Below are 1,483 nucleotides of genomic sequence, written 5' to 3' on the forward strand. Positions count from 1 at the left end.
TCTTCTGGTTCCTCAATATAAACAGTTTGTCCAGGGGAACGAGCTTCAACTAAAAAAGGTAATGCTGAAAGTATAATCGTCAGGGGAAATGTTTCTTGCTGACCGGAAGAAGAGTTGGCAATACTAATCCGTCTTCCATCTGCCATCTTCACAAAATCTTCGCCTTTTTCCTGTATATGTTCCCCACATAAAATTTCCTTGATAAGCCTGTCGATTTCATCGTTTATCTTTTTTTCTTGTCTATTTTCATTTTCTTTCATGATTCTCACATTCAAACGTTTTATACGTTCGTAAGTGGAACCAAACTCGATCATAAAGGGCTCGATAACACTCTTATTAGAAATCAAAGAAAATATACTACTTTGGATATTAGCAAAAAAGGAGCGACCAGCAGGAATAAAAAGCTGGGTATAAGCTGCCTCATCGCATAATGAAATCCTCAAAAATTCTGTTAATTGTTCTCTTGGAAATGACTGTTTTATTATAGTTTCATTACTTTCTAGATTTTCTTTTAATATTTCTAAACTTTCTGGATTTTCTTTTACTTTTTCTAATAAGATTTCAATCACATTTAATGCAGGAATTATATCATCAGTTTTTTTGTTATTTTCTTCTGTAAACTGATTTTTAATTTCTATCAGGCTATTGATAAAATCTCGTTGTCTATCGAATTTATTTAGTTTATCTGTTAATAGCTCTTCTTTCAAATTTTTAAAAAATTCTGAATAATTAATATTGATTCTGCTTTTATTATCTTGATTTCTGCTAATTTCAATAAAAACATTAGATATTTCATACTTAATATAGAAATCATGCTCTCCCCATGAATCTGGGGGAAAGTACTCTTGAAAAGTTTGAGAGTAGCTTGAGCTTGAATCTAGGTCAGGTTTAGTTTGTTCATTTTCTACTGTAGCTAAAATTTTCCAAACAAAGTTTTTAAAGTAAAAAAGAAGTTTAGCACATACACTTTTGCCACTAGCTTGAGGTCCAATCACGATATTGATTCGTTTAACCTCAATCTCTAGTTCCTCGATACCAGCAAAATTTTTAACTGTAAGTTTTTCAGCCATGACCAGAGATTAGAGTAAGCTGAGGTCTAGTGCATGGCTGTTGCTAGCCCTTACACTAAACTAGTCTTTAGTTATTTAGTTATAGTTTAGCATGTATAGATGCTATTACCATGTTTAACATGCTGATAGCTAATAGCTGATTGCTAATAGCTGATTGCTGAACGCGCACGCGTGCGCGTAGCGCTTAAGCTGATAGCTGAACGCGTAGCGTGCGCGTAGCGCTTAAGCTGATTGCTTACCCTCGATTCAATCTCAATAATTCTTTCAGCAAAGTCAATAACTTAGCAGGGCGACCTGCTATCGCTGGCTCCGTTAGAATACCTTGGGTTGGGCTAAACAAAAATGCCAGGAAAAATAAGCTAAAGATTACCATTACAATTGCTGGACCTGATGGCCAATTAAAATAATAGCTT

General features: G+C 34.5%; 1 protein-coding gene and 1 pseudogene. Both read right to left on the minus strand.

Translation table 11 applies throughout. The annotated features are described in order from the left end of the window. Positions 1-1,070: ATP-binding protein (locus tag F6K20_RS38205; RefSeq protein ID WP_287298386.1), on the minus strand; the 1,070-nt coding region annotated here is incomplete at its 3' end. Positions 1,071-1,305: 235 nt separating this feature from the next. Then, positions 1,306-1,483, minus strand: a pseudogene (locus tag F6K20_RS38210) (metal ABC transporter permease); the annotation flags it as partial.

This window comes from Moorena sp. SIO2C4, from assembly GCF_010672485.1.
Classification (GTDB): domain Bacteria; phylum Cyanobacteriota; class Cyanobacteriia; order Cyanobacteriales; family Coleofasciculaceae; genus Moorena; species Moorena producens.